Annotated in this window: 23 protein-coding genes; 14 read left to right on the top strand and 9 right to left on the bottom strand. The window is 62.5% G+C overall.

Features of this window, described 5'->3' with window-relative positions; translation table 11 throughout:
* Positions 1-36: 36 nt before the first annotated feature.
* The 5 genes from VKS22_04425 to VKS22_04445 are packed head-to-tail and all read left to right on the top strand — an operon-like array spanning position 37 to position 4,828.
* Positions 37-1,095, top strand: coding sequence for a cell envelope integrity protein TolA (locus tag VKS22_04425; GenBank protein ID HLW69850.1), 1,059 nt, complete (start codon positions 37-39; stop codon positions 1,093-1,095).
* A gap of 40 nt (positions 1,096-1,135) precedes the next feature.
* Positions 1,136-2,476, top strand: coding sequence for a hypothetical protein (locus VKS22_04430; protein ID HLW69851.1), 1,341 nt, complete (start codon positions 1,136-1,138; stop codon positions 2,474-2,476).
* Positions 2,469-3,020 (top strand): peptidoglycan-associated lipoprotein Pal, encoded by a 552-nt coding sequence (gene pal, locus VKS22_04435; protein HLW69852.1) that lies wholly within the window; start codon positions 2,469-2,471, stop codon positions 3,018-3,020. Before VKS22_04430 ends, pal begins: the two co-directional genes overlap by 8 nt.
* Entirely contained in the window at positions 3,017-3,895 is an 879-nt protein-coding gene (locus VKS22_04440) for a tetratricopeptide repeat protein (GenBank protein HLW69853.1), read from the top strand. The genes pal and VKS22_04440 overlap by 4 nt, the downstream gene beginning before the upstream one ends.
* 9 nt (positions 3,896-3,904) lie before the next feature.
* Positions 3,905-4,828 (top strand): bifunctional riboflavin kinase/FAD synthetase, encoded by a 924-nt coding sequence (locus tag VKS22_04445; protein ID HLW69854.1) that lies wholly within the window; start codon positions 3,905-3,907, stop codon positions 4,826-4,828.
* A gap of 13 nt (positions 4,829-4,841) precedes the next feature.
* Here the strand turns inward: VKS22_04445 and VKS22_04450 are convergent, their stop codons facing one another.
* The 4 genes from VKS22_04450 to VKS22_04465 form a co-directional block, all read right to left on the bottom strand.
* Positions 4,842-5,723: an LLM class F420-dependent oxidoreductase gene (locus VKS22_04450; GenBank protein ID HLW69855.1), complete on the bottom strand. Its 882-nt coding sequence runs from the start codon at positions 5,721-5,723 to the stop codon at positions 4,842-4,844.
* A gap of 33 nt (positions 5,724-5,756) precedes the next feature.
* On the bottom strand, positions 5,757-6,644 hold the full coding sequence (locus VKS22_04455; protein HLW69856.1) for an LLM class F420-dependent oxidoreductase: 888 nt from the start codon (positions 6,642-6,644) through the stop codon (positions 5,757-5,759).
* Positions 6,645-6,796: 152 nt separating this feature from the next.
* A complete protein-coding gene (locus VKS22_04460) occupies positions 6,797-7,603 on the bottom strand; it encodes a hypothetical protein (GenBank protein ID HLW69857.1) in 807 nt (268 codons plus the stop codon).
* A 25-nt stretch (positions 7,604-7,628) separates the two neighbouring features.
* A complete protein-coding gene (locus tag VKS22_04465) occupies positions 7,629-8,414 on the bottom strand; it encodes an enoyl-CoA hydratase (GenBank protein ID HLW69858.1) in 786 nt (261 codons plus the stop codon).
* Between the two features lie 798 nt (positions 8,415-9,212).
* Here VKS22_04465 and hemE point away from each other — a divergent pair.
* From hemE to dinB, 4 genes are read left to right on the top strand one after another with little or no spacing between them, the layout of a single operon-like run.
* Positions 9,213-11,186, top strand: a complete 1,974-nt coding sequence (gene hemE, locus VKS22_04470) for a uroporphyrinogen decarboxylase (protein HLW69859.1) — start codon at positions 9,213-9,215, stop codon at positions 11,184-11,186.
* Positions 11,183-12,130, top strand: coding sequence for a ferrochelatase (gene hemH, locus VKS22_04475; GenBank protein ID HLW69860.1), 948 nt, complete (start codon positions 11,183-11,185; stop codon positions 12,128-12,130). The genes hemE and hemH overlap by 4 nt, the downstream gene beginning before the upstream one ends.
* A gap of 5 nt (positions 12,131-12,135) precedes the next feature.
* Positions 12,136-13,575, top strand: coding sequence for a protoporphyrinogen oxidase (gene hemG, locus VKS22_04480; protein HLW69861.1), 1,440 nt, complete (start codon positions 12,136-12,138; stop codon positions 13,573-13,575).
* A 1-nt stretch (position 13,576) separates the two neighbouring features.
* Complete coding sequence (dinB, locus tag VKS22_04485; GenBank protein HLW69862.1) at positions 13,577-14,923, top strand: DNA polymerase IV; 1,347 nt, start codon at positions 13,577-13,579, stop codon at positions 14,921-14,923.
* Here dinB and VKS22_04490 read toward each other — a convergent pair.
* The 3 genes from VKS22_04490 to dnaA all read right to left on the bottom strand — a co-directional run bounded on the left by VKS22_04490 (position 14,836) and on the right by dnaA (position 18,378).
* A complete protein-coding gene (locus tag VKS22_04490) occupies positions 14,836-15,552 on the bottom strand; it encodes a uracil-DNA glycosylase family protein (GenBank protein HLW69863.1) in 717 nt (238 codons plus the stop codon). The genes dinB and VKS22_04490 overlap by 88 nt on opposite strands.
* 9 nt (positions 15,553-15,561) lie before the next feature.
* Complete coding sequence (dnaN, locus tag VKS22_04495; GenBank protein ID HLW69864.1) at positions 15,562-16,692, bottom strand: DNA polymerase III subunit beta; 1,131 nt, start codon at positions 16,690-16,692, stop codon at positions 15,562-15,564.
* Between the two features lie 249 nt (positions 16,693-16,941).
* Positions 16,942-18,378, bottom strand: a complete 1,437-nt coding sequence (gene dnaA, locus VKS22_04500; protein ID HLW69865.1) for a chromosomal replication initiator protein DnaA — start codon at positions 18,376-18,378, stop codon at positions 16,942-16,944.
* A 563-nt stretch (positions 18,379-18,941) separates the two neighbouring features.
* Here dnaA and hemL point away from each other — a divergent pair.
* The 5 genes from hemL to VKS22_04525 all read left to right on the top strand — a co-directional run bounded on the left by hemL (position 18,942) and on the right by VKS22_04525 (position 22,045).
* Positions 18,942-20,246, top strand: coding sequence for a glutamate-1-semialdehyde 2,1-aminomutase (gene hemL / locus VKS22_04505; GenBank protein HLW69866.1), 1,305 nt, complete (start codon positions 18,942-18,944; stop codon positions 20,244-20,246).
* The gene (locus VKS22_04510; protein ID HLW69867.1) at positions 20,246-20,464 is read left to right on the top strand and encodes an AtpZ/AtpI family protein; all 219 of its coding nucleotides are present in this window, start codon (positions 20,246-20,248) and stop codon (positions 20,462-20,464) included. Before hemL ends, VKS22_04510 begins: the two co-directional genes overlap by 1 nt.
* A gap of 10 nt (positions 20,465-20,474) precedes the next feature.
* Complete coding sequence (locus tag VKS22_04515; GenBank protein ID HLW69868.1) at positions 20,475-20,867, top strand: hypothetical protein; 393 nt, start codon at positions 20,475-20,477, stop codon at positions 20,865-20,867.
* Between the two features lie 77 nt (positions 20,868-20,944).
* The gene (gene atpB / locus VKS22_04520) at positions 20,945-21,559 is read left to right on the top strand and encodes a F0F1 ATP synthase subunit A (protein HLW69869.1); all 615 of its coding nucleotides are present in this window, start codon (positions 20,945-20,947) and stop codon (positions 21,557-21,559) included.
* Positions 21,560-21,715: 156 nt separating this feature from the next.
* Positions 21,716-22,045, top strand: a complete 330-nt coding sequence (locus VKS22_04525) for an ATP synthase F0 subunit C (protein HLW69870.1) — start codon at positions 21,716-21,718, stop codon at positions 22,043-22,045.
* A 132-nt stretch (positions 22,046-22,177) separates the two neighbouring features.
* Here the strand turns inward: VKS22_04525 and VKS22_04530 are convergent, their stop codons facing one another.
* Positions 22,178-23,407 (bottom strand): aromatic ring-hydroxylating dioxygenase subunit alpha, encoded by a 1,230-nt coding sequence (locus tag VKS22_04530; protein HLW69871.1) that lies wholly within the window; start codon positions 23,405-23,407, stop codon positions 22,178-22,180.
* Between the two features lie 17 nt (positions 23,408-23,424).
* On the bottom strand, positions 23,425-23,757 hold the full coding sequence (locus VKS22_04535) for a hypothetical protein (protein HLW69872.1): 333 nt from the start codon (positions 23,755-23,757) through the stop codon (positions 23,425-23,427).
* Positions 23,758-23,788: the final 31 nt, after the last annotated feature.

Here is a 23,788-nt window from a genome sequence, read left to right on the forward strand (position 1 = left end):
GGGAGATTTTGGTCGGTCCGCGCCGGGCGTCCGCTGATGGCCTCGCCGAACGATCGCGGCAACACCGGCCGGCCCTCGTGGCGCGGCTATACGCTGGCGATGGTAGTTTCCGCGCTCGGTCATGCGGCGCTGATCGTGCTCATGCTGGTGATAATTCCGCGCATCTGGCGGGCGCCTCAGCCGCCGGCAGCCTACACGGTCAAGATTGTCGATTCGATGCCGGCGGGCGATCTTGGGACTCATCTGCCGCGCCTCAGCGAGAGCGAGAAGCCGGCGCCGGCCGCACGCGCGAGTCAGGCGCCGGAAGCCGCGGCGACGCCGCCGCCCGAGGATCGCGATAAGGAGGCGATCGCATTGAACACTATCCATGTGACGCCGACGCCAACGCCGCGAGCAACCCCGAGTCCGCGCCCAACTTCGCGTCCGACGCCGCGCGCGACGATCGCGCCAACACCGCGGCCTCGCAAGGCGCATCCGATCACCGTCGCGCCGACGCCGACCACGACCCCAACACCGCGACGCGCCAGGCGTCGGCGGCCCGCGCCACCGCCAACGCCATCACCGGTGGTCGTGGCAAAGGCCGCGCCGACGCCGAGCGTCCGGCAACAACTTGCCAAGGTGCGCGCCCAACTCCTCGCAGAGGAGTCCCGGCGGCCCAAGGCCAGTCGCGAAGAAACCACCCCCAAAGGAATCGATGCGGCAGAGCGCGGCGGTCCAGTCGTCGCGAACCGCGCGTGGGAGGGTAAAGGCTACGGCGTTGGTCCCGGCAGCGGCAGCGCTGGGATTCAACAGGATGCGGGGTTTCTGCTCTACTATCAGGAGGTGCAGAAACGGATAAAGGACGCCTGGAGCTTCGCCGGGGGGAGCGATCCCGATCTGACGGCCACGGTAACTTTTGGCATCAATCCGGATGGATCGCTGAATTCGGTCAAGGTAACCTCGAGCTCGCACGATCCGGCGTTTGACGATTCGGTAGTCCGCGCGATCCGACGGGCAGCGCCCTTCGCGCCGCCGCCGGATAAGTACCAGGCCCAGTTTCTCGACGGCGTGCCAGCGATCTTCAAGCTGGCCAATCTCACGAATGCCGGAAACTAGACTGCGCGCTCGACGTTTAATTGCAACGGTGACAGCAGCAATGAGAATGGTATCAAGCGCGCTGGCGGCGCTGCTTATGACGGTGGCTGGCGCATCGGTGACGTGGGCGCAACCCCTGACCAGCGCACCGTCAACCTTGCCGCCGATTCAGATCGTCGGCGCTGAGCAGGTCGCGCCGATCGCGGTCTCGGCACTCAAGAATATCGGCGGCGACGACGATCATCGGGTCTCTGAGGTTTTCGCCGCAACGCTCGATCGCGACCTCAAGCTGTCCGGCTATTTCCGCCTGATCAGTCCCCAAGCCTATGTCGAAGATGCGCAAGCCTCGGGCTACAACCTCGGTGAATTCAATTTCGCCGATTGGAGCTCAATCAACGCCGAGTTTCTGGTCAAGGGCAGCGCCAAACGCGACGGCGGGCAGGTGCTGATCGAAGCGCTGTTATTCGACGTCGGGCAGCAGCGGCGGATGATGGGGGAAAAGTACACCGGCGCGCCCAACGAAGTCGGTGAGATGGCGCGGCGCTTCGCCGACGCCGTGATGGAATCTGTCACCGGGACCCGCGGGCCCTTCGCGAGCCGCCTCGCCTTCGTCTCAACTCACGGCGGGCGCTTCAAGGAAGTCTATACGCAGTGGCTCGATGGCGCCGGCGAGAACTTTCGCGTAACCGATAATCCGACGATCAATCTGTTTCCAAGTTTCGACAAGAGCGGCAGTCATTTACTCTATCTATCGTACAAGTCGATGAGCCCAAGCCTCTACCTGGCCGACACCAACCAACGCGTCGAAACGCGCATTCAGTCAGCGATGGGCATGGCGGTCGGCGGCGCACTGACGCCGGACGATCGGATCGTGGGGGCATTCTCGCGCGGCGGCGCGACCAATCTCGAACTGCTTGACGGCGGCGGCGCGGAGATCAGCCGGCTGACCGATGATCACGCGATCAACGTCAGTCCGTCGGTGTGCAGCGGCGGAAGTCAGTTGGTCTTTACCTCAGACCGCGCCGGCACTCCACAGATTTACGTGATGGGGCTCGATGGCGGCACGCCGCAACGGGTTACCTTCAAGGGCGACTACAACACCGCGCCAGCTTTTTCGCCCGATTGCAAAAAGATCGCCTATGAGACGCGGACCGGCGGCGGAATTTTTCAGATCATGGTAATCGGAGTGGGTGGCGGAGCGGCGCGGCAATTGACCAGCGAAGGCTCGAACGAGGGTCCCTCATGGTCCCCGGACGGGCGTTATCTGGCCTTCAGCTCGCGGCGCGGCGGCCGCTCACGAATCTATATGATGCTTGCGGCGGACGGAAAAATCACCGGGTCGCTAACCGAAGGAGACGGCAATGATACGAATCCCTCTTGGTCGTGGTGGATCGGTGGCTAAGGCGGCGGACTGGCGCATCGCGGTCGTTGCGACGCTCGCGATCGTCGCATTGGCCGGCGCGGGCTGCTCGTCGAAGAAGCCGGAGGGCGCGGGTGGTCCCGGCGAAGGGCAAAACGGACTTGGCCAGTCGAGTGTCTCGAGCAGCGACTCGCTCAGCCAGCTCCAAAAGGGCACGCTGGGCGCGGGCAATCAGGGTCCGCTGACGGATATCCATTTTGACTATAACGATTCGACGGTGCGCGCGCAGGACGGCGAGATTCTGAAGACCAATGCGGACTGGTTACAGAAAAACCCGACAACGCACGCGCAGATCGAAGGCCATTGCGACGATCGCGGATCAGAGGAATACAACCTCGCGCTGGGCGCCAAGCGCGCGCAGGCGGCCAAGGATTATCTCCAGACTTTGGGCGTCGACGCGAGCCGCCTCTCGACCATCAGTTACGGTAAAGAGCTGCCCTTGTGCGCCGAAGAGACCGACGAGTGCTGGGCGCAGAACCGCCGCGATCATTTTGCGGTCTCTCAGAGCGCGGGGGGCCCGCAATGAGATTGCCGCAAGCGGCTCTGATGCTGACCGCGGCTCTGATGATAACCGGGGTGCTCGCGCTGGCGGGCTGCGCGCCGAGCGGTGACGTCGACCAGTTGCAAAACGGTGAACAATCGCTGCGCCAGATGGTCGCGGACGATCGTCAGCAGATCGATGCGTTAAAGGAAAAGCTCACGCAGGACGACGACAAGATCGCCCAGCTGCAACAGGGTGGCGGCCAGAGCAACGACTTTGCGGCTCTGCAGGAGCGCGTAAAGAAACTCGAACAGGGGCAGAGCGTCTCGGCAGCGTCGCCCACCGCGCCTGGCGCAGCGTCGAGCCCCGGCGCCGAGGCGAGTCCCGGCGCCGAGCCGACGCCGGGCAATGAGGGAGCCCTGCCGCCAGACGCCACTGCGTCCACGCCCTCGAATGCGCCCCCGCCTGGTCCCGCAGCGCCAACCGCCGCGCCGATGACTTGGCAACAGGCGGCCACGTCGGAGCTTGCCGCCGCGCAAACCGACGCCGGCGCCAGGCAGTATCGCGCCGGGTTACTCGCGATGAAAGCCGGCAAGTATCAGGCTGCGCTCGGCAAGTTTCAGGATCTGCAACGCCGCTATCCCAAGTCCGCGCTCAGCGAGCCGGCAGAATACTTTTCCGGCAACGCGCTGTTTGAACTCGGACAATTCGACCGCTCAATCCTGCAGTTCGCCGACTTGACGATGCGCTTTCCCGAGGGTCGCTACGCCAGCGCGGCGCTGTGGTGCGAGGCCCAGGCCTTTCTCAAAACCAACGATCCCATCGACGCGCGGCTGACCCTGCGCAAACTCGTCGACGATCATCCCGACACGCCCGAGGCGACGGCCGCGGGGCCGCTGATGGCGTCGCTGTCGTCTTAGCTGTAGCCGATGCGAATAATCCGCAATCTTGACGACTTGGGGCGGCCGCCGGCGCCGGTGGTGGCGCTGGGCAATTTCGACGGCGTCCACATTGGTCATCGCGCGATTCTCAAAACCGCGATCGAGCACGCTCGTCAGCTTGGAGGGGCCGCTTTCGCGCTGACCTTCGATCCGCTGCCCGCCAAGGTGCTCGCGCCGAAGCGCGCGCCGCGCTTGATTCTGACGCCCGAAGATAAGGCGGAACTTTTGCGCTCGTCCGGGCTCGACGGCGTGATCGTGCTCGAATTCACGCTGGCGCTGAGCCGGCTCGATCCGCACGAGTTTGCGCAGCGCTACTTGCGCGAGCGTATCGGCGTGCGTGCGATCGTGGTCGGCCACAACGTCAGCTTTGGGCATAATCGCGCGGGCAACGCCACGGTGATGGAGGCGCTCGGGCGGGAATTGAGCTTCGAAACGATAGTTGTCGGGCCAATCGCTCTCGGCGACGCCGAGGTGAGTTCCACCGGCGTGCGCGAGGCGATTAGCGCGGGCGAACTGCGGCGGGCCGCCGCGATGCTCGGACGGTATCACTTCCTCAGCGGTCCGGTGGTGCATGGACGCGAGCGCGGACGCACGATCGGCTTTCCGACGGCCAACGTGCAGCCGCGCACCGAGTGCCTGCCGCCCGATGGTGTCTATGCAACGCGCATCGTGCTGGCCGACGGCGCTTATCCGTCGATCACGAATATCGGGATGCGGCCGACTTTCGCCGAGCCGGAGCGCAGCTTCGAGGCCCACATCTTCGACTTCGACCGCGACCTCTATGGGCAAGAGGTCAAGCTCGAACTCATCGAGCGGATTCGCCCTGAAAAAAAGTTCGCGTCGGGCCAGGAGCTCGCAACGCAGATCGCCGCCGACTTGCAACGCGCGAAAGAGATTCTCGCGGCGGCGTGACCCGCACCGGCAGTTAGAGCCGCGCGGCCGGCTCGACCCACTCGCGGGCGAGATGCTCGAGATGCGCCGGGATTTGCGCCTCATCGGAGGGCATCCGCACAAAGGGGATGACCTCGCTGACGCCAAGGTCGCGGTAGCGCCGTAGACGATCGGGCGTGACGGCTTGCTGATAGGGGGAAACGATGATCTCAATCGCGTCGCGGGTGCGACCGTTTTCAACCAGCAAGGCGTCGAGGCGGGCGAGTTTTTCGGCGAGCTGCGCATCGCTCAGATTGACGCTGAACCAGCCGTCGCCGTAGCGCGCGACGCGCCGCAGCGCCGGCAGACTTTCGCCGCCAAAAATGATCGGCAGCCGCGCGCCGCGCCCCGGCTTCGGGAAGCTGCGCGCATCTTTGAAATTGGCGAACTCGCCGCTGAAGGTGGATTGCTCGTCGCCCCATAGGCGGCGCATCGCTTCGATGTATTCGCACGTCCGCTGGCCGCGCCGCGCGAAGCTCACCCCCAACGCGGCGAACTCCTCCGCCGACCAGCCAACGCCCACGCCCAGCGCGAAGCGTCCCTCGCTGAGACGGTCGAGACTCGCGATTACCTTGGCCAGGATCAACGGATTTCGCTGCGGCACCAGGCAAATGCCGGTTGCCAGCCGGATGCGGCTGGTGCGCGCGGCGGCATAGGTCAGCGCGACGAACGGGTCGAGAAGATCGGTCGTGCCCGCGGCCAGAAACTGCCCATCGGTGGAATAGGGGTAGGTCGAATCGTAACGGTCAAACAGGACGACGTGTTCGGGCGCCCAGAGCGTCGCGAAGCCGAGCCGTTCGGCGTGCTCGGCCGCCGTCTGAAGCGTGCGTGGGCGCGCGCCCTTGCCCATCCCGATTCCGCTAATGCCGATCTTCATGACGCCACCTCGTTAAGCCGGCTTCGCGCCGCGTTACGCCAGCCGCGCCGCCGGCTCGACCCATTCACGGCCAAGCTTTTCCAGGATCGGCGGCAACTCGGCGTCGTTTTCGGGTGGCGGACAGAGCAGCACAATTTCGCTTACCCCAGCCTCGTGGTAACCGGCCAGGTCCTCGCGCGTGACCGGTTGCAAATAGGGCGAGACGATCAGCTCGACGCTGTGCGGATCGCGATTACGCTCGCGCAGGAGTTCCTTCAAGCGGGCGATTTTCGCCGCTGCCTGTTCGGGATTGAGATTGAAGCCGAACCATCCGGTGCCGTAGTCGGCGACGCGGCGCAACGCCGGACCGCTCTCGCCGCCGAAGATGATCGGAATGTTCGCCCCTTGGGCCGGCTTCGGAAAACTCCGCGCATCTTTGAAATTCACGAATTCGCCGCTGAAGCTGGCCTTTTCTTCGCCCCACAGCTTGCGCATTACGTCGATATACTCGCGGGTCCGCTGCGCGCGCCGCTCGAAGGGGATCCCCAGGGCCGCGAACTCTTCCGACGACCAGCCGACGCCAACCCCCAAGGCGAAGCGGCCACCACTCAAGTAATCGAGGCTGGCGACGACCTTGGCGAGGATCAGCGGATTATGCTCGGGCACCAGGCAGATCCCGGTGGCGAGCCGGATACGCTGCGTAAGCGCCGCGACGTAGGTCAAGCCGATGAAGGGATCCGTCCAATCGACTGTGCTGGGAGCGCCGAAAGCGCCGTCGTCGGAATAGGGGTATTTCGTCTCAGTATATTTGTCGAAGAGTACTACGTGCTCGGCGGACCAGAGCGTACCGAAGCCCAGGCGCTCGCAAGTTTCGCCGAGCATACGCAGCGTCGCCGGGCGCGCGGCTCGGCCAATCCCAACAGTTAGCAATCCTATTTTCATCGTGATTACCTAGTCCAGTTAGTCAGTCCGCGAATCTATTGTTTATTCGTCGTCTCGATGTCAGCGCATTCGGCGGTTCACACTCCACTAATCAAGAATCTTGACGCAGCTCGCAGACTCGCCTGCTCGCTCCGCGCGGCGGCCGCGCTCCGCTAGCGCGGTTTGACGAATTTGAGCATAAAGCGGTCCTGCTGATGATTCATCTTCCAGAACGGCAGGGTGCGGTTATCCTTGGGGTTGCGGAAAATGTCGGAATCGGCCGCCAGCCGAAAGCCCGCGTCGCTGATCTCTTTGATCTCGAACTGCTCGTCGATGCGATGAAGAGTGCCGGCGTCCCGCGCGCCCGATCCCGGCTGCGCGCTGTTATCCACGATCGCATAAACCCCGCCGGGCTTGAGCGCCTTGAACACTGCCTCGTTGATGTTCGTACGATCAAATTTCCGGTCCACCATGTCGTGATAGTTGAGATTAACGATCACCAGATCGAGCGTACCGGGCGACGCCGGCAGAAATGCGGGATCATCGAAGGCTCTCGGTACCTCGATTAGATTCGCCATGCCGGGTTCTTTCATTCGCGCTTCCCAGGCTTTTTCGGCGTCCTTGAATTTGGCGCCGAAGGCCGGGTTCTGTGAATAGACCCGCCCCGCCGGGCCGACGATGCGCGCCAGCAACTCCGTCGTATAGCCGCTGGCGGCCCACAGGTCCGCCACATGCATCCCCGGCTTGACTCCGAAGAAGGCCATCACCTGCGCCGGCTGCCGCGACGCATCGCGCTCCTTATCGGCCGCGGGCCGATCCGGTGAGCTCACCGCGGCGGTGATATATGCGGGAATGTCGGCTGGCGCGAGCGCGTGCTCGTGGACGACTTTGTCCGCAATCGCGAGGTGCGGCGCGCTCAGAAAAAACAGGCTCACGCCGACAATCAGGCCGGCAATCAAAACCATCCTCAAATCTTTCATGCAATCTCCGGGTGGCGCAGCGGCGCTAATTCTTGGCCGCTTGTGCGCGGCCCCGCTGCATCACCGATTCACGAGCGCCGCCGAGCTCGCCGAGATCAGCGGCGCGGTTGAAAGCGCTGAAAGCCTCCTGCTCGATCTGCAGAGCCTCCTGCAGCGAAGTGCGGGTCGTGCGCTCGTAGAGCTGTTTCATCTGGCGAACGATTTTCTGATTCGCGCCGGCGATTTGCCTCGCGAGCTCGCGCGCCGTCGCCATCAGCTCGTTCGCCCGAACCACGTGGTTAACCAAGCCCATCCGCTCCGCTTCGCGCGCCGACAGATAGTTGCCGGTCAGCGACAGCTCTTTCGCCTTGCGAATTCCGACCGCGCGCGGCAGCCGCGCCGACATCCCGCCCCCCGGCATCACGCCGACCCGCGCGTGGGTATCGGCGAACTGCGCCGTCTCAGCCGCGACGATCAGATCGCAGGCCAGCGCGAGCTCGAAGCCCCCGGTGATCGAGAAGCCATTGACCGCGGCGATTACCGGAACTTCCATGTCGTCGATCACGGAGATAAAGCTGACTTTGCCCTCGTCGCGGATGCCGCCCTGCGAGGTGCCGAGCTCGCGCAGATCAAGCCCGACGCAGAAGGCGCGGCCCGCCCCGGTGATGATCACGACGCGGACCTCGGGATCGCTGCGCAGCTCCTGCATCGCCTGGCAGAAGGCTTTGCGCATTTCGCGGTTCAGGGCGTTGAGCTTCTCCGGGCGGTTGAGGGTGACGGTGGCGATGCCATCCTGCTTATCAATCAGAACTACGACTTCGGCGTTACTCATGGCCGAAGTCGTAACACAGCTATGGGAACTCTGGCAAAAGCGTTAGAGTGCGTCAGACGGAAGCGAACGATGCCGACGGCAAGCATTGCTTCGGCGGAATCCTAATCGTCGCGTTCGAAAATCCGATGGCGGCCGAAAAGGCTCTGCTAATACCATTCTCCCTTGATGCCTAGTGGTTCCAGTGATTTTATGTCCGTGACCCGCACAGCCAGCCCAGAACCCTGAGGCGCAGACCATGCCCACCCCGCAGGTTGATGCCAGGTTTTCGTCTCAATGATCGCGTTCGCTCCTAATTCTCGTGCGCGGTCTGCCATCGCGACCAACGCTCCATCGGCCGACCCGTACCAGACCTTCCCTACATCAATAGTAGAAACTTTAACAAAGGCCACGCTCGCGGGGAGTGACTGTTTCGTAACAAAGACCTTTTCCTGGCTGGGTGGGTAAGAGGTTTGGACGGGAGTCGAATCAGTCGTAGTTTTGAGAATAAACGGACTGTGGGCAGAACACCCCGCTAAGAAAAGGAACAGAAGTAGGAGATACCTGCGGCCTAGCGCGAGTGGAGCCTGTGCAGGCTGTATTCTGACTCGTCTTTCCGGGTTCAACGCCCCGGTTTCGATGCTGTCGTCGCGTTCAATGATGACTGCGGATTCGTTCATAACGGCCGAAGTCATAACACAGCTACGGGAACTCTGGCAAAAGCGTCCACATCAACCGCAGCGGAGTCGCGCCGGCCATAAGAACTTTCGCAACGGACTGATAGACTTATCGGAAGAGAAATCGGCGCGAACGAAAGAATTGATGGATGCAAACGCATCGGCGGGTAACCGCGGGCGCGCCGACTTCGGCGGCGTGACGGTGGTCGCGTTCGAGAGCCGGATGGCGGCGGAGACCGCCCGGCTGATCGAACGCTTCGGCGGACGCGCCCTGATTGCGCCGGCGATGCGCGAAGCGCCGCTCGAGGAGAATCGCGCAGCGCTCGACTTCGCCGCGCATCTGCTCGCGGGTGAATACCCGGTCGTCGTCTTTCTGACCGGGGTCGGCGTGCGCGAACTGTTCCGCGCGATGGAGACGCGCCATCCGCGCGTCGAGCTGGTTGCCGCATTGTCGCGTACGCTGACGGTTGCACGCGGGCCCAAGCCGGTCGCCGCCCTGCGCGCCGTCGGGCTCGAACCCAGCCTCGCCGTCGCTGAGCCCAACACCTGGCGCGAGATTCTCGACGCGCTCGATTGCAATATCACGCTCGCAGGCCAACGCGTCGCGATCCAGGAATACGGCATCACCAACCGCGACCTGATGGCCGGGCTCGAGGCGCGCAACGCCGAGGTCACTGCGGTCCCGGTCTACCGCTGGACCCTGCCGCTTGATCGCGCGCCTCTGCGCGAGGCGATCCGCGCGATTGTCGCGGGAGAAGCGGGCGTGGCGCTCTTCACCAGTTCGATTCAGATCACCAACTTGATGGGGTTGGCTGAGGCTGACGGGCTGAGCGAGCAACTGCGGCGCGGCCTGGCTGCGATCGTGGTCGCCTCGATCGGACCGATCTGCTCGGAGCAACTGCGCGCCTGCTCGATCACAGTTGATGTCGAGCCGAGCCACCCGAAGCTCGGTCATCTGGTGAAGGAAACCGCGGAGGCGATCGCCGGAATCCGCGCGGCCAAGCCTGGGGCGATCGGGTTAATCGAGCCTGTGCGTCGAGTGGATGAATCGTCGAATGAAATACCGCCCCCGGCGAGCGTGCGCGGCGCTTTGGCCGACAGCCCATTTATGCGCGCCTGCCGGCGCGAGGCGGCGCCCTATACGCCCATCTGGCTGATGCGCCAAGCCGGGCGTTACATGCCGGAATACCGGCGGGTGCGCGCCCAGAATACCTTTCTCGAAATGTGCCTGCGGCCGGAACTGGCGACAGAGGTGACCGTGACTGCGGCGCGGCGGCTCGGCGTCGATGCCGCGATCATCTTCGCCGATATTCTGCTGCCGCTGATTCCGATGCGCGTCGGGCTGAGTTACGAATCGGGTGATGGCCCGGTGATCGAGCGGCCGCTGCGAAGCCTCGAACAGCTCGAACAAATTCCGCCGGTAAATGCCGAGGAGTCGCTGGGCTTCGTCGGCGAAGCCATCCGCCTCGTCAAACGCGAGCTCGGCGAGAGTATGCCGCTAATTGGTTTCGCCGGCGCCCCCTTTACGCTCGCGTCGTACCTGATCGAGGGCGGCGCGTCGCGCCAGTATCAGGCGACGAAAACCCTGATGTATCGCGAGCCCGCGACGTGGCATCGCCTGATGAGCACGCTCGCCGGCGTCACCGTCGATTACCTGAAGATGCAGATCGCCGCCGGCGCCGACGCGATCCAGTTGTTCGATAGCTGGGTCGGCAGTCTCGGCCCCGACGATTACCGCCGCTTCGTCCTGCCGCATACCCATAGCGTGATCGCGGCGGTGCGCGGCTTGGTTCCGGTGATTCACTTCGGCACGATCACCGGAAATCTCCTTGAGCTGATGCGAGAGGCGGGCGGCAACGTGATCGGTCTCGATTGGCGCGTTGATCTCGACGAGGCCTGGCGTCGGCTCGGACCCGACGTCGCGGTTCAGGGCAATCTCGATCCGGTCGCATTGTTCGCGGAGCCTGCGGAGATTCGCCGGCGAGCGCAACTAATTCTCGATCAGGCGGCGAACCGCCCCGGCCACATCTTCAATCTCGGCCACGGGATCCTGCCCAAAACTCCGGTGGACAATGTGATCGCTCTGATCGACGCGGTGCATGATCTGAGTCGGAGATGAATCATGACTCGGAGATGAATGAGGCATCCGCAACCGACGCTCTGTTATTGATCGGCTTCGGCGGCCCGGAGGGACCCGCGCAGGTTCGTCCGTTTCTTGATCGCGTGCTGCAGGGGCGGCCGGTTCCGCGTGAGCGTTACGAGGAGGTCGCGCGCCACTACGAGGTCTTCGGCGGATATTCGCCCTACAACGATCTCACGCGGCGTCTTGCAGACGCGGTGCGCGAAGCGTTGCGGCGGCAAGCGAACGAAATTCCGATCGCGATCGGAATGCGAAACACCGAGCCTTATATGGTTGACGCGATCCGCGCGCTGATGGATCGCGGAGTGAAGCGGGCATGCGGTTTCATCCTTTCGGCCTTTCGATGCGACGCGAGCTGGGAACGCTATCAGCGCGAAACCGCCGCGACTTGCGAGACACTCGGCGCCGCGGCCCCCACGATCGTCTATCCTACGCCCTGGCACACCCGTCCGCAGTTTATCGAAGCACTCGCTGATCGCCTGCGCGAAGCGCTGGCGGCGAGCGCTCCTCGCGAGCGTGACAACGCCGAGCTGATCTTCACCGCGCACAGTATCCCCTGTTTGATGGCGGCGGCATCCCCATACGTCGAACAACTGCGCGAGACCGCTGCGCTTGCCGCGGCCGCCGTCGGCATCGACCACTGGACACTGGCCTTTCAGAGCCGTAGTGGAGCCCCGCGCGATCCTTGGCTGGAGCCTGACGTGCGCGACGTCATCGTCGCCGACGCTCGGCCCAAAATCGTGATGCCGTTGGGCTTTCTCTCTGACCACGTTGAAGTGCTCTATGACCTCGATGTCGAAGCGGCTGACGCCGCGCGTGCTGCGGGCGTATCGATCCGACGTGCTGGGACCGTCGGTGACCATCCGGCCTTCGTCGATCTGACGGTGGAAATCACGCTCGAGTCTCTGGCCGGCGCGGGTTAGCCTCGATGGCGGCAGGTCAGTCTCGACGAATCGTCGTGATCGGCGGTGGGATCACCGGGCTGGCGGCAGCTTATCGATTGCGCGAGTTCGCCAGCGCATCTGAAGCGCCGGTCGAAGTCATCCTGCTTGAGGCCGGCAACCGCCTGGGTGGCGCACTCGAAACGGTCTACTCCGATGGCTTCACCATCGAGACCGGGGCGGATTCATTCCTTTCGGAAAAACCGGCGGCGATGAATTTGGCTGAGCGGCTCGGCCTCACGCGCACGATGGTGCGGACGCAGGAACAGTTTCGCAAGACGCTGGTGGTGCGCAACGGCCGGCTGGTCGAGATTCCGGCGGGTTTCAGCCTGCTGGCGCCCACTTATTTCGCTCCGATCCTGCGCAGTCCGCTCTTCAGCCTCGGTGGTAAATTGCGCATGCTGCTCGAACCGCTCGTCCCGCGCCGGCGCGCGACCACCGACGAAAGCCTCGGCGCCTTGGTGACGCGTCGGCTCGGCCGCCAGGTGCTCGAGCGCATCGCCCAGCCGCTCGCCGCCGGCATCTATACTGCCGACCCCGCACAACTCAGCGCCTCGGCGACGATGCCGCGATTCGTCGAAATGGAGCGGCGCTACGGCAGCCTGATCCTGGGTCTGCGCGCCGCAGCGCGCGGGCGCGAAGCGGAGAGCCGCAGGGTTAGCGGCGCGCGCTGGAGTCTCTTTGTCAGCTTCAGCCGCGGGATCGGTACGCTGGTCGAGGCGCTCGCCGCCAGCCTCGGCGACGTCGTCCTGCGCGGCCGCCGCGTCGTCGCGCTCGCGCGGAAGCCGTCCGATGGATGGAAGGTCCTGCTCGCCGGGGGTGCGGAAATCGATGCCGACGCGATCATCTGCACTACGCCGGCTGCGTCCGCAGCGAAACTCGTGCGTTCGCATGACGCGGCCCTCAGCGCGCAACTCGATGAAATCCGCTACGCCTCTGCCGCAACCGTGAACCTCGCCTTTAACGCGAGCGATTTCGCCGCGCCACCGGCAGTCTTCGGCTTTGTCGTGCCCGCCGCTGAGCGGCGTAACATTATTGCGGGCAGCTTTTCGAGTCTCAAATTCGCCGGACGCGCACCCGCTGACAAGCTCCTCGCGCGAGTTTTCATCGGCGGCGCCTTCAACAGCGCCATCCTTGCGCGTGATGACGACGCGTTGATCGCAACTGCACGCGCCGAGTTTGAGTCTCTGCTCGGAGTAACCGCGACGCCGCTACTCGCGCACGTCAGGCGCTGGCCCGACTCGATGCCGCAATACGCGCTCGGTCATCTCGATCGCGTCCACTCGATTCGCGCCCGGGTTGCGCGGCTCTCCGGCCTGATCTTGGCCGGCGCCTATCTGGACGGCGTCGGCATCCCCGACTGCGTGCGTCAGGGCGAGGCGGCGGCGGAGATAGTGATTGGGTCTCTCGCCGATTCCGGAAAGTAGTATGAGCGCCGGCCGTCACTACCACGACGATGTCGATGGCGCGAGCTGGGCGCGCGTCATTGCTCATGCGGACATGGACGCGTTCTACGCGTCAGTTGAGGAACTCGACAACCCGGCGCTGCGCGGCAAGCCGGTGATCGTCGGCGGCAGCTCGCGCCGCGGCGTCGTCACATCGGCCTCCTATGCAGCCCGCCGCTTCGGCGTCCGCTCGGCGATGCCGACAGCGCAGGCGCATCAGCTCTGTCCCGATGGCATCTTCGTGCCGGGCCGCATGACCCGTTATGCCGAGGTCTCGCGCGTCGTGCGCGAGGTCTTCGACAGCTTTAGCCCGGTGGTCGAACCGCTGTCGCTGGATGAGGCGTTTCTCGATCTCAGCGGCACGCGCCGCCTGCTCGGTCCTCCGCTCGACGTCGGCCGCGCGCTCAAACGCCGCGTGCTCGAACGCACCGGACTGGTCGTTTCGGTCGGAATCGCACCGGTCAAGATGGCGGCAAAAATCCTCAGTGACCTCTCCAAGCCGGACGGCCTGCTCGCAATTGGCCCCGAGCATCTGTGCGAATTCCTTACGCCGCTGCCGGTTGAGCGGCTGTGGGGCGTCGGGCGGGTGACGCTCGAGCGGCTGCAGCGCATGGGAATCATTACGATCGGTGATCTGGCGGCGCGCGACAGCGCCGCGCTACGCGCGATGCTCGGCTCTTTCGGGGCGCATTTGTACGAGCTTGCCCACGGCCGCGACCCGCGTCCGGTCGTCGGCGACTGGCAGCGCAAATCCTATGGCGAAGAGAACACCTTCGAGCACGATCTGGCGCTCGACGCGCTCGAACTGAAACGCACGCTCATCGCTCATGCCGCGGCCCTGGGCCGGCGGCTGCGCGCGGACCAGGTGCAAGCGCGCACCATCACGCTGAAACTCAAGCTCGCGCGGCCGCTCGGCGGTGGACGCTATCCGAGTCTCACCCGGAGCTATTCGCTCGACGCCGCCACCGATGATACCGGCGCGATCGCGCGCACTGCGATCGCGCTGCTGGAGCGCGTCGATGACCGCGATCGCATAAGACTCGCCGGCATCCAGGCGCATAACCTCGAACGCCTCGACGCGGCGCAACTCGGGCTCTTCGATCGCCGCCAGGGGGCGAACCAGCGGAACGAAGTGGAGCGAGCAGGCGAGTCTGCGAGCTGCGTTCCAGGAAACGAGTCTGTGACGCGCGGCCAAGGTCAAGACCAAGCCTCAAAAGCCAGCAGGCTAAACCGCGCCCTCGATCAAGTAACGACGCGCTTCGGCGCCGCCGCCGTGACCCGCGGGATGACCGAGGCGACTCGCGCCGCGCCCACTCGCCGTATCAAGTGAGCACCGCGCAGCTCGCGGCGAAAAAGTTCCGCGAGCTGAGCGGTGTAATCTTCCAGGCTCCGGATTCCGACCCGGCGCATCCCGGCGATATTGATCGACGAGGGATGCATTAGCGGAATTACGCGGTAACCGGCGGGAGACGCAATCGTCGAAGCGTGGACTTCGGCGATTTTGATCGAGCGTCCCAGAACGGCGGACGCCGCGCGCACCCCGAAGGCAAAGATCACGCGCGGATGAACGATCTCGAGTTCGCGCGCGAGGTAACGATTCACGCAAGTCACGGTTTCAGCGTTACTCGGTGAACGATTCGCGCCGCTCGGGGAGGTTGGCCAACATTTAACCGCGTCGCTGAAATAAAAGGCGTCTTCGATTTCGAGCTGCGTCGGCAATAGTGCGAGCGCGATGGCGCGCCGCACTGTCAGATTCCGCGGATTCGAGAAGGGCCGACCATTTTCAAGTGAGACCCGGCCCGGCGCCTCGCCGAGAATCATCAGGCCATTATCAGGATTGCCGCGCGCTGCCGGCGGGAACTTCCGCCACGGCGCCAGCGACGGACACTCGTGGCAACGCATCGCGCGCTGCCAGAAACGCGCGAGGTCCGCCGCCGCGCTCGCAGTCTTGTCCCCCATAAAATTCGCTCATAGCCGCATCGGCATCACGACATACTTGAAGCTCGAGTCGGTGTCGCTCGTCATCACGCACGGGCTGACCTCGTCGGTCATGCCGAGTATCGCGTCGCCGTCGGTCAGAACATTCAGCACCTGTTGCAAGTAGGCGCCGTTGAAGCCGGCCGCAAACTCCTCACCGTTGAAATCAATGTCGAGCGTCTCGCTCGCCTCACCCGTCTCCGGGCTGGTTGAAGAGACCGTCAGCATCCCGGCAGAGAAGCCCAGCTTGACGCCGTGGTAGCGCTCATTGGAAAAAATCGCGGCGCGCTTGATCGTGCCGAGTAGCGCTTCGCGCGCGACCGCGACCTGATACCGCGATTCCTTGGGCACGACACCGCGATAGTCGGGAAACTCGCCTTCGACTAACCGCATCGAGACTTCGGTCCGTCCGCGCGTGAGCGAAGCCAGATTGCTGTCGATCACCAGTGCGGCTGCCGTGTCGCCCGCTTGATCCAGCAGCTTGCGCAGCTCCGCGAGTCCCTTGCGCGGAATGATTGCGCCGCCCGTCATCGTGAAGCCGGCGACTTCCCGATCAATCATCGAGAGCCGATGGCCGTCAGTCGCGACCATCCGGACGACTCCGGGCTCAGGCGATTCGATAAAGACGCCGCTCAGATTATAACGAGCTTCATCCGGACTAACGGCGAAGATTGTGCGATCAATCATCGCAGCCAGCACCGCAGAATCGATCTTGAGCTCGCTCCGCGCCGGCGCTTTCGGGCCCTCACCCTTGACGTTCTGCGCCGGCATCGCGGGAAAACTGCGCGGATCCAAGCCCGGCATCTTGAAGCGCGCGCGCCCGCATTTGAGTTCGACCGCATCGTTATCGAGCACCTTAAGGCCGACCTTGTCGCCGTTGGCCTCGCGCACGACCTCGAATAGTTTGCGCGCGTTCAGCGTGAGTTTGCCCTCGGTGCCGGCTTCGCATTCCAGGCGCGTGCGAATTCCAACTTCGAGATCCGTGGCCGAAAGCTCGAGCTGGTCGCGCGTTATATCGAGCAGCACATGCCCGAGTATCGGCACCGTGTTGCGGCGCTCGACGATCCCCTGAACCATCCCGAGGCCATTCAAAAACAACGCCCGCTCGATGACGAATTCCATTGCCATTTCCTGTTTGCGTTCCCCGCTCTTCTATTTCTAATTGATTAAATTAAAAGAAATAAACAGAAGTAGAAGGCGCTGTGGATTTGTTGAAAGACCGCGCAAGCGCCCGCTCCATTACGATAATTCTCGCGCATAATCCTGTGACCGCAGCGCCGTGCTCATGACCGGCTCGTGAGCATATCGCGATCGGCTGTGGATTGGCTTGGACTTCTCCCATGCTTTTCCCCAGAAGGTTCAACAGGTGATTCACGCGGCGCTGGCGTGCGTCGCCTTCAGTTCGCGCTCGACTTTCTCGATCGAAAACCGAAACGCTGAATCATTGCCGATCCGCCGTGCAATCAGATTATACGCGTGAATCACGGTCGAGTGGTCACGCGAGAAGTGCTCGCCAATCATGGGAAATGAGCTGTCCGTCATTTTGCGGCAGAGGTACATCGCGACCTGGCGGCAAAAGGCGATATGCTGGGTGCGTTTTTTGGACTTGAGATCAGCCAGCCGGATATGGAAAGAATCTGCGACAATTTTCTGGATCACTTCGATATCCGGCTTTAACTCATGCGTGCGCACCATGTCGCGCAGGGCCTGCCGCGCGAACTCCACCGTGATCGGCAGATTGCCGATTGAAGCTAGCGCCACCAACCGGGTGAGCGAGCCTTCGAGCTCGCGCACATTGGAGCTGATGTTTTGGGCGATCCAGAGCGCCACCTCGGACGACAGGTCAAGCCGTTCGGCCGTAGCTTTTTTCTGGATGATCGCGACGCGGGTTTCGAGGTCCGGCGCAGCGATGTCAGCCAGCAGACCCGATTCAAAGCGGTTCCGCAGCCGTTCCTCCAGACCGGTGATGTCTCGCGGCGCTTTGTCCGAGGTCAGGACGATCTGATGGCGATCGGCGTGCAAGGAATTGAAAGTGTGGAAGAATTCTTCCTGGGTGCGCTCGCGGCCGGCCAGAAACTGCACGTCGTCGAGGATCAGAGTGTCGGCGCGCCGGAACTTTTCCTTGAACTCGCTCATTCGGTCGCCGCGCAGCGAGCTGATGAGCTCGTTCATAAAAACCTCGGCGGGCATGAAGAGCACTTTGCGCGCCCGTCCACTGGCCTCCCAGATGTGGTGGCCGATCGCGGTTGCGAGATGGGTCTTGCCCAATCCCACACCGCCATAGAGGAATAGCGGATTATATTTGGTGCCGGGCTGAGTTGCCGCGGCCAGCGCCGCGGCATGGGCGAACTGGTTGCTCGAGCCCACCACGAATTCGCCGAAAGTGTAGCGCGCGATGAGTTGCGGATGGAGCCCGCGCCGTTCCGGCGCCTCAGCTGGCGCTGGCGTCGGACTGCGGCTGTTTGCGGCTTTGCGGTGATTGCCGTTGGCGTTACCGTTGCTCTGGCCGTTACCGTTGCTCTGGCCGTTACCGTTGCTCTTGACGTTGCCGTTGCTATGGCCGTTTGCGGCAGCATTCGAGATCAACTTGATCACGACCGCTTCACCTGCCGCGAAGGCAATCGCCTCGCGCAGCAGCTCCATGTGATGGCTGGTGATCCAGTCGCGGAAGAATTTATTGGGCGCTTCAATAGTTGCGGTTTGACTTTCCAGCGCGATGAGTTTGAGCGGCTCGATCCAGGTTTCAAAGCCAACCTTTCCCATGACTTCCCGCAGACGATCCCCAGCTTTTTGCCAGACACCGTTCATCCATGACCTCCTTCGACGAGTTCCGTTGCGACCGAATCGAATTCACGAGGAACACTTACACACAGACTTATTAACAATTGTTGATAAGACCCTTTCTCCCTTTTGCGGTAAGGGTTGAAGGATAACCAGACAACGGTCCGTCAACTCATCCGAAGGGTGCGCGATGAAGCCGGGGACGGCTGCGCGCAAGCAATAGGTAGCAACCTCGGCGAGCAAACGCCGCGAAACATCCTCGATCCCCGAAGCCCATCAGTCCCCCCCGGAACAGCTTCTGAAAGACGACCCACTGGTGGTGAAGGTGAATGAAATACTTCTTGGATCGCGACGTGGTCAAGAATTGCGCGCAATAAAAATTAAAAGTGCGCGGCTTTGTTGAAAAAAAATCGTGTACGACCGGCGTAAAGAAATTTCCAGTTTGACCGCGCTGCTGTCGCGCGCACGCGCAATGGCTCCAGGAGCCAAGATGCATGTGATACTTTAAGCGAACCGCGCGATCGGCTTGCACCGCGGCGGGTCGCAGTATTTGATGAGAGCGCGACCGGACCGCAGCAGATTTCCCGTCTATGGCAGGATATTCCGATAAAACTTCGCGCGCGCTTTTTGCGCGGGCCGCACGACGAATTCCGGGCGCGGTGAATTCTCCGGTGCGCGCGTGGAATGCAGTGGGCGGCGCGCCGATCTTTATCGAGCGGGCGAGCGGCGCTTACGTCTTCGACGCCGACCAGAATCGTCTAATCGATTATGTTGGCTCTTACGGCCCGGCTATTCTCGGCCATGCCCATCCCACCATTGCCGGTGCGCTCGCAGAGCAAGCCCGGCTTGGCTTTTCCTTCGGCGCGCCGACCGCGCTTGAGGTCGAGCTCGCCGAAATGATCGGCGCCGCAATTCCGCTCGCGGAGAAGGTTCGCTTGGTCAGCTCCGGCACTGAGGCCGGCATGACGGCGCTGCGGATCGCGCGCGCTGCTACCGGACGGCCCGGTTTCATCAAGTTTGACGGTTGCTATCACGGCCACAGCGACGCGCTGCTGGTGCGCGCCGGCTCCGGCGCGTTGACGCTCGGCGTGCCGGACTCCGCCGGCGTGCCCGAAGCGCTCGCCGCACTCACCCAGGTCGCGCCGTGGGACGCGCTCGCGGTGGTCGAGCGCTATTTTTCCGCCGATGAGAAGCGCGTCGCCGCGATCATCGTCGAAACAGTCGCCGCAAATATGGGTGTCGTGCCCGCCTCCGCCGATTTCATTCGCGAGCTCGGCGCGATCGCGCATCGCCATGGCGCGCTGCTGATCTGCGACGAAGTGATCACCGGTTTCCGGCTGCACTACGGCGCTGCGTACGATCTGGTCGGCGCCACGCCGGACTTGATGATGCTCGGGAAAATAATCGGCGGCGGGATGCCGATTGGCGCGGTGGCCGGCCCCGCCGCGCTGATGGATCTGCTCGCCCCAACCGGTCCGGTCTACCAAGCGGGAACGCTGTCGGGTAATCCGCTGTCGGTGCGCGCCGGTTTGGAGACACTTAAAATCCTCGCGCAGCCCGGCCAGTACGAGCGGCTCGAAGAATCCGGTGCGCGGCTCGAGCGCGGCCTCCGCAAGGCGCTGGCCGAAACCGGAGTGCGCGGATGCGTCAATCGCGCAGGCTCGCTGCTGACGCTCTTCCTTGGCGTGGAACGAGTGAGTAATGCGGAAGAAGCGCGCAAAGCCGATACCGCGGCCTTCACCCGATATTTTCGTGAAATGATCGCGCGCGGAATCTATATTCCGCCCTCGCAATTCGAGGCGATGTTTATTTCGCTGGCGCACACCGAAGATGATATCGACCTCACGATCGCCGCAGCGCGCGAAGCGCTGGCGGAACTCAAGCAGACCCGCTGATGATGCCCGCTGAGGCTGAACGACCGAAACTTTGGCGCTTTCTCGGTATCGGCGCCGAGTTTTTCTCGCCGATATTGGGCGGTGCTGTCGCCGGCTACTATCTCGACGAGCACTTTCGCACTCAGCCATGGATGGTGGTGACGGGAGTCCTGCTCGGAGTTTTCCTCGGCTTCTATCGGCTGTTTGTCGAGCTGCGAAATTTTCAGAAGAGCCTGTGATCTGCACGCGATGAATTGGAGCGTCCCGACGATCGCCGGAATCCAGCGGCTGGCGTTGCTGCTCACGCTTGTCGTGAGCGCGGCGCTTTTCGTTTTTGTTTCGGAGGCCGCCGCGATCGGCGCTGTCGTTGGCGGCGTTCTGATGATCGTCAATCTCTACCTGTTGGTGCTGGTCGGGAAAACGATGGTCGCAATCGCGGGAGGCGGTGGCGCCGTCGGCGCGATTATCGCTCCGATGAAACTGCTGCTTTTCGTAGTCGTGGCCTATCTGATAATCTCGCGCCTGCACGTTGATCTGCGTGGCTTTATGTTGGGCGTCTTGACTCAGTTCGCGGCGATATTTATTGAAACTGGGCGCGTCTCCTGGCGAGGCGCGAGCGCTCCGGAGGAGCATAAGGTTTGAGGCCGGTTAATTTTTTCGAGTTAGCTTCCCACGCGTTGGGGAAATTTCCGCCGGTGCTCATTGGCGCCTGGCTGGTGATGGGACTCTTATTGCTTTTCGGCTTTGCTGCGCGAAGCGCGTTAGCGGCAGCGCCCGAGCCGATGCTGCCCGACGAAGGGATCACGCTGCGCCACGTGGCCGAAGTGATCGCCGAATGGCTCGACGGCTTCGTCGCGCAAGTCTCCGAGTTGCATGGCGCGCGCAAGCTGGTGCCGTTTTTCGGCAGCATTTTTCTGTTTATTCTGACCGCGAATTTCCTCGGCCTGATCCCGGGGATGGAGCCGCCAACCAACGACATGGATCTGACCTTCGCGCTCGCCGGCATCTGCTTTTTTTTCTATCTCTACCAGGGCTTCAAGGCGCATGGCGCAGGCTATTTGAAAACTTTTCTCGGCCCGGTGCTCTTTCTGCTGCCGCTGCTGATGCCGATCGAAATCGCGGATAATCTTTTCCGTCCGTTTTCGCTCGGTGTTCGTCTGTTCGCAAATATGTTCGCAGACCATCAGGTGCTCGGTCTTTTCACCAGTCTGACTTACCTGGTCATACCGATCGCTTTCTATACGCTCGGCGCGATCGTCTGTGTAGTTCAAGCGCTAGTCTTCACCATCCTTTCGATTAGCTATGTGCGGATGGCGGCCGGCGAGTCTCATTAGGTCATTCGGCGAAAGATCATTCGAAAATAAATCAGAACAAAAAGTTTAAACTCCGCGACCGCCAATCCGCTCCGGCCGAAGTGTGGAAGATGATAGAGGCGAGGTTAAATAGCCCAGGACGGAATCGACGGCGCGGCAACAAGGAGGAAGGCAGGGATGATTCGTAAACTCTGGAGGACGATTGGGACAGCGCTGGTGGTGCTGATGGTGTCGCCGCTGGCGGCGCTGGCTCAGGAAGGCGCTGCGCCCGCGGGCGGGCACGGCAGCGGCCTGATCGGTTTGGGTATCGGGCTGGGTCTGGGGATCGCGGCGATGGGCTGCGGTCTCGGACAGGGCAAGCTCGGAGCTTCGGCGATGGAATCGATCGGCCGTAATCCGAACAGCACCAATCAGTTGTTTGTGCCAATGATCATCGGTCTCGCCTTTATCGAGTCGCTGACGCTCTACTCGCTGGTCGTCTCGTTCATCATGATGGGCAAGATATAACCGAGAAGATGTAGCGAAGAAGATTCAGCAAAATAGATGCAGAGCCTGCGCGAGCAGGAAAGAAAAGCGGAGCCGCTCTCGGCTCCGTTTTTTCTTTTGTCTTTATGGGGTGGTGCGATAATCGACGCAGCCTTATTCGGTGGGGGTGCTCAAATAGGTTTCTGCGACCTTGTGATGATGCCGGATCAGCAGCTCCTGATCCTGCAGGAAGATCTCTTTTCGCGCGCCCGACGCCAGCATCGTCTGCGTTCGTTCGAGCGTACTGCCGTCTTCCATATTCACATCGCGCAGCATGATCTTGCTGTACTCCTGACTGAAGCGCTGAGCGAGCGTCGTCGCCTTGGGATAATAGAGGCGGACCTCCCACAATGTGCGGTTCTCCGTCAGCGGCCAGAAGGTGTGCGTCAGATAGGTTTGCGCCGCCACATACATCAGACAATTGGGAAAGATCGCGTTACCGTCGATCGACCAACTGGGATCGCGCGTCGGATTCAGCCCTTCGGGCACGGCGCCATCGACCGGCCGGATGACGACCGCGCCCGAGCCGTAGCGAGCCGCAACGCCTTCGACCGGCGTGGGTTTGCGGGCAAAATTCCCGGGCATCGAGATGCGTCCGTGGCGTGGAAAGAGCTTGAATTCCAGCGCATGGCCGTATTTGTTGGCCGAGTCCGAAAAGACGTTGGGGATCGATCGGCGATGTAGCGTAGTGATGTGCCAAACCTCCTGGAAGGCGTCCTTGAGGACCTTCCAGTTGGCATGCACCTCGGCGTTCCACCCAAAACGCGTCGCGGCCAACGCGCCGAAGGGATAGCCGCTAAGGCCAGTCCCGAACTCGCCGAGATATGCCGTCAGGGTCTCGCTGGGATGTGGATCCATATTGATAAAAATAAAGCCCTCCCAAGTATCGACCGCGATCGGTGCGAGGCCGAGCGCGTCGCGATCGAGATTGAAAAAACTCCCCTCATCGGAGATATGGCGCAACGAACCGTCGAGCCCGAATGCCCATCCGTGAAACTTGCAGGCGAAGAGGCCGGGGCAATTGCCGCTCGCGTCGGGGACGAGTTTATTACCGCGATGCGAACACATGTTATGAAAGGCGCGGATTACGCCGTCTTTGCCGCGCACGATTAGAACCGACGTGTTGCAGACGGCCAGATCTTTCACGATGTAATCGCCCGGCTTCGGGACCTGCTCGACGCGGGCGACGTTGAGCCACACTTTGCGAAAGATGAGCGCCTGCTCGCGCTCGAAGTATTCTCGCGAGACATAGGGCGCGATCGGAACCGGCGCAGTCCCGAGTTCAGGATAGAGGTCGTGCCATTTTCTGTCGTTGGCGAGGGGTCGAGCGGCAGCAGCAGCCATTTCTGGTCTCTCCTATTTCAATCGTGGAGCGGAATAAACCGCTTGAAATCGTAGCCGTCGATAACGCTCGGCTGACCGAAGTTTTCGATCGCCGGCGCGACCTCAGCCAACGACAAAGTTAGCAGAAAGAGCCGGTTCACATCGGCGGGAACGTTTTCCGGGGCGAAGCCTTCGAGGAAAGTCAGAATTTCGTCGAGTCGCGGGAGCATCGCGGCGTAAAAATCCCTGATTGCGGCCATCCCGACCGTCTGACGACGGGCCGTGCGCTCGCGTTCGGTCGCCAGCGCCCAATCCAGATAAGGTTCGAGCGCTGCGAACTGCGCCGGTAATTGAGGCTCACTGGTGCTCAATGATGAAGCGCTCCTTTCCTGTTTTATTTGC

The organism is Candidatus Binataceae bacterium (assembly GCA_035308025.1).
Lineage (GTDB): Bacteria > Desulfobacterota > Binatia > Binatales > Binataceae > JAJPHI01.

Excerpts from the sequence above, each read along its gene's own strand:
- VKS22_04525 (HLW69870.1), top strand. The coding sequence starts at position 21,716 with ATGATTCGTAAACTCTGGAGGACGATTGGGACAGCGCTGGTGGTGCTG.
- hemL (HLW69866.1), top strand. The coding sequence starts at position 18,942 with ATGGCAGGATATTCCGATAAAACTTCGCGCGCGCTTTTTGCGCGGGCC.
- VKS22_04455 (HLW69856.1), bottom strand. The coding sequence starts at position 6,644 with ATGAAAATAGGATTGCTAACTGTTGGGATTGGCCGAGCCGCGCGCCCG.
- VKS22_04490 (HLW69863.1), bottom strand. The coding sequence starts at position 15,552 with ATGGGGGACAAGACTGCGAGCGCGGCGGCGGACCTCGCGCGTTTCTGG.
- VKS22_04530 (HLW69871.1), bottom strand. The coding sequence starts at position 23,407 with ATGGCTGCTGCTGCCGCTCGACCCCTCGCCAACGACAGAAAATGGCAC.
- VKS22_04515 (HLW69868.1), top strand. The coding sequence starts at position 20,475 with ATGAATTGGAGCGTCCCGACGATCGCCGGAATCCAGCGGCTGGCGTTG.
- VKS22_04460 (HLW69857.1), bottom strand. The coding sequence starts at position 7,603 with ATGAAAGATTTGAGGATGGTTTTGATTGCCGGCCTGATTGTCGGCGTG.
- VKS22_04445 (HLW69854.1), top strand. The coding sequence starts at position 3,905 with ATGCGAATAATCCGCAATCTTGACGACTTGGGGCGGCCGCCGGCGCCG.
- VKS22_04465 (HLW69858.1), bottom strand. The coding sequence starts at position 8,414 with ATGAGTAACGCCGAAGTCGTAGTTCTGATTGATAAGCAGGATGGCATC.
- VKS22_04430 (HLW69851.1), top strand. The coding sequence starts at position 1,136 with ATGAGAATGGTATCAAGCGCGCTGGCGGCGCTGCTTATGACGGTGGCT.
- dnaA (HLW69865.1), bottom strand. The coding sequence starts at position 18,378 with ATGAACGGTGTCTGGCAAAAAGCTGGGGATCGTCTGCGGGAAGTCATG.
- dinB (HLW69862.1), top strand. The coding sequence starts at position 13,577 with ATGAGCGCCGGCCGTCACTACCACGACGATGTCGATGGCGCGAGCTGG.
- hemG (HLW69861.1), top strand. The coding sequence starts at position 12,136 with ATGGCGGCAGGTCAGTCTCGACGAATCGTCGTGATCGGCGGTGGGATC.
- VKS22_04450 (HLW69855.1), bottom strand. The coding sequence starts at position 5,723 with ATGAAGATCGGCATTAGCGGAATCGGGATGGGCAAGGGCGCGCGCCCA.
- VKS22_04510 (HLW69867.1), top strand. The coding sequence starts at position 20,246 with ATGATGCCCGCTGAGGCTGAACGACCGAAACTTTGGCGCTTTCTCGGT.
- VKS22_04425 (HLW69850.1), top strand. The coding sequence starts at position 37 with ATGGCCTCGCCGAACGATCGCGGCAACACCGGCCGGCCCTCGTGGCGC.
- atpB (HLW69869.1), top strand. The coding sequence starts at position 20,945 with ATGGGACTCTTATTGCTTTTCGGCTTTGCTGCGCGAAGCGCGTTAGCG.
- hemH (HLW69860.1), top strand. The coding sequence starts at position 11,183 with ATGAATCATGACTCGGAGATGAATGAGGCATCCGCAACCGACGCTCTG.
- dnaN (HLW69864.1), bottom strand. The coding sequence starts at position 16,692 with ATGGAATTCGTCATCGAGCGGGCGTTGTTTTTGAATGGCCTCGGGATG.
- hemE (HLW69859.1), top strand. The coding sequence starts at position 9,213 with ATGGATGCAAACGCATCGGCGGGTAACCGCGGGCGCGCCGACTTCGGC.
- VKS22_04440 (HLW69853.1), top strand. The coding sequence starts at position 3,017 with ATGAGATTGCCGCAAGCGGCTCTGATGCTGACCGCGGCTCTGATGATA.